This is a genomic window from Microcystis sp. M_QC_C_20170808_M9Col (genome assembly GCF_007095495.1).
GTDB classification, from domain to species: Bacteria; Cyanobacteriota; Cyanobacteriia; order Cyanobacteriales; family Microcystaceae; genus Microcystis; species Microcystis aeruginosa.
The window spans coordinates 1-2915 of record NZ_SFBZ01000165.1 but is presented as its reverse complement, the minus strand read 5'-3'; the positions used below and the strand labels follow the sequence as shown (position 1 = coordinate 2915).

The following is a 2915-nucleotide window of genomic DNA, read 5'->3' as shown; positions in this document are numbered from 1 at the left end:
GGCTCGATCCAATAAACGCTTGGGGAGAGAATACCTCTACTTTTTCAGAAGCAATTCTGTCTAAGCAAGTAATCTCTGTGAACCAAGAATCCCCGTCTCTTTAGAGCGGGGAGTGTCAATGTCTCTAAACTATTATGGAAAACTACAGGCCGCATCCCCCTTAGGCATGAGTATAATTACTCATTGACGAAGTTGTGAGAAAATAGAAAGAAATACAAGGAAAAAAGCCATGCTAGGGATACCCCTGCAAGAAAAAGCCCAACTAGAGAAATATCTCCTGGAAACCGCCAAAATTATCTGAAAATATACCGAACCAGAAAAGCTCAACGACTTCGAGAATAATGAAAAACTTTCTAGACTCAACCAACCCAGGGGAAAAAAATAATTTCCTCATCCCCCTTGCCTATACCCTAGGAATAGCCCTCCCTTTTGTTTTAGTCTATTTTCTCCCCATTTACCACGTTACCGATACTTTTCTCTTTAGTAGATGGGGGGATTGTCTCGCAGCAGGTAAAGTATACATGGATTGTCCTCCCAAAGTCCCCAACTATCCTAGTATAGGCATACTGGCAAGTGGCGGAGTAATTGCGGCGATAAAATCCCTATTGGGAATTAGCGAAAAAACCGCAGCTATCTACTACTTCCGTTTTTACCTAGCGTTTGTTGATGCTCTCAATTTTCTCCTTCTCACCTACCTAGCAAGAATCTTAAAATTCAAACGCCCCGTAATCATCGGTTTCAGCATTACCCTAGTGCTATTTCTCTGGGCGGCAGGTTCTCTCTGGGGACAGATTGACAACGTAGGCTTATTATTTTGCCTCCTGGCTACCATTGCTTTCTTCCAATCTTGGAGTGAGAAAAACACCCTCCTCAAAAATATCCTCTGGTTTCTCCTCGGGATGTTTAGTTTAGTCCTATTCATTCTCACTAAACAACTCTTTATTTTTTCCCTACCCTTTTTTGCCCTAGTTATCCTGACCACAGGTTACAAATTCCAGCAAAGATACCAGACTAAAGGCTTAATCTGGCTGGGAGCAACTCTACTTTTAAGCCTCGGATTTTTCCTCTACCTAGATAGCTTATTTGCAGTTCCCCTCAGACTGATTCAGTCTAGTTTCCTCTTTGTCTTAAAATCTGGTAGTGCTCACGGTGACAAAATCTCAGGCAATGGCTTTAATATCTGGATATTTCTCGGTTTAGAACCCCGCGCTTCCTCCCGAGTACCTTTTATGGATTTGCAACTAGGTAGCTGGAAAAAAGGTATCAGTCCTTACCAAGCAGGGCTTTTACTCTATGCTGGTTTCATGGGTTTTCTTATCTGTACAGGTTTAATCAAGATTTGGCAAATTCTCGCCACCAAAACCGAGGCGATTAACCAGAAATATAATACTACCTATTTAATGGCACTTCTCTGCCTTTTCCACGGACTAAGTTACCTAGGTTTTAATATTCTTCTCAGTGGTACTCATCAGCGCTATCTCTATATAGGTTATCCTTTTATCCTGATGAGTATTATCTGGCTCTACTATCAGGATTTCCTAGTATCCAGACGCGCCCTACTCGCCTCTTTATTTGCTGCTTTTGCCTACGGTTGTTTTCTTTATTCCCAAGTCTCTAATGCTTATGTGGTACAAGCACAACAGTATTTAGGTTTTCAACAACCGCCGAATGTTCCCTTATTACCCAAGTTCTTCTTTATCTTTGAAAGACATCAGTTTCTAGGTGCTGTTCATCTGTTCTTGCTAGTCTTCCTAGTAGATATTTGGCAACAGCTAAGTAAAAGACAGATTGTTCGTCCTAGTTCAGATAATATAGTCATTCCAAATAAGTATGATGCAAGGGAAAAATAGGATAAAATAAGGAGAAACGAGCAACCCATACAGAAAAATGTCTGGCTCTTCGTTACTCTTTATGCTAAATCAACATACAAGATGCCAAGATAACATACTTCTAACCCAAAAATTCCGAAAGTTTCTCAAGCCATAGCCTCTTCGTTTTATTAGTTTAAGTTTATTGTTGATTCCCTCGACTAATCCATTCGTTGTTAATGATTTCTCCAAACCAGTTTCGGATTGTTTGACAACTCTTGGTAAAAACACTGGAGGATTTTGCCAACCATTCCGAGATGGATAGCATTCCCTCTGTCGGATTTTTTGAGGTTTCGTAAATACTTCTGAATTCTTCCTTTAATTCGTGCATCTCTTTCAAATTTGGCCAATTTTTTTTGATAGCTTCTAGTTTAATTTTTTTTAACAGGCTATATTTACTTCGCTTTAAAACTTCTAGCTTCGCTTCTTTTTCCGCTGTCTGTTTTTTATTTTTCTGCGCTTCTACGGCTCTTTTTTCCGCAGCTCGACTGAGCGTTCGACAAAAGCTCAGTCGAGCCGTTGCTTTTTTATTTTTCGATTCGACTGGTCAAACTATACCGATATTTTCTAGGTGTCGATAGCCTTGAATAGAGGTTCCTTTTAGGTTCAAAAATTTGTCAAGTATCATAAGTAAAATACTCTCGTTTTTGGCTATTATATCAAATCTTAACTCTATTGTCTATCTTTTGGTATTATAGCAATTCCCATAGTTGTGAGGTACAAAGCCTTAGGTTTTGAGGAGTCAGGAGTCAGGAGTCAGGAGTCAGGAGTCAGGAGTCAGGAGTCAGGAGTCAGGAGTCAGGAGTCGGGATTCGGGATTCGGGATTTAAGATTTTGGTGTACCTCATGAGACTGGGAAACGCTATAATACCAATTCTATTTCTTTTGACTATACTTTGCACGGCTACAACTTGCATTTTTTACTCAAGGACAATAATATAGTTTAAGAGTCATAATTAGAAGCAAAGCACTCATTAAAAACATGATTAACCTAGAATTCACGGAAGAAGAAAAGAACTCACTGTCTTAGGAAAGATTTCATCATCC

Annotated in this window: 1 protein-coding gene and 1 pseudogene; one reads left to right on the top strand and one right to left on the bottom strand. The window is 39.7% G+C overall.

Annotated features, from left to right (window positions below):
- Positions 1–341: 341 nt before the first annotated feature.
- Positions 342–1850 carry a glycosyltransferase family protein gene (locus tag EWV68_RS09735; RefSeq protein ID WP_061432660.1) on the top strand — a complete coding sequence of 503 codons (1509 nt, stop codon included), beginning with the start codon at positions 342–344 and terminating at the stop codon, positions 1848–1850.
- 69 nt (positions 1851–1919) lie between these two features.
- On the opposite strand, the pseudogene EWV68_RS09730 reads toward EWV68_RS09735, so the two are convergent.
- Positions 1920–2355: pseudogene (locus tag EWV68_RS09730) on the bottom strand (ISL3 family transposase); the annotation flags it as partial.
- Positions 2356–2915 lie beyond the last annotated feature (560 nt).

What these genes read in the sequence shown, in the direction of transcription:
- EWV68_RS09735 (WP_061432660.1), top strand. Translation starts at nt 342, where the DNA reads ATGAAAAACTTTCTAGACTCAACCAACCCAGGGGAAAAAAATAATTTC.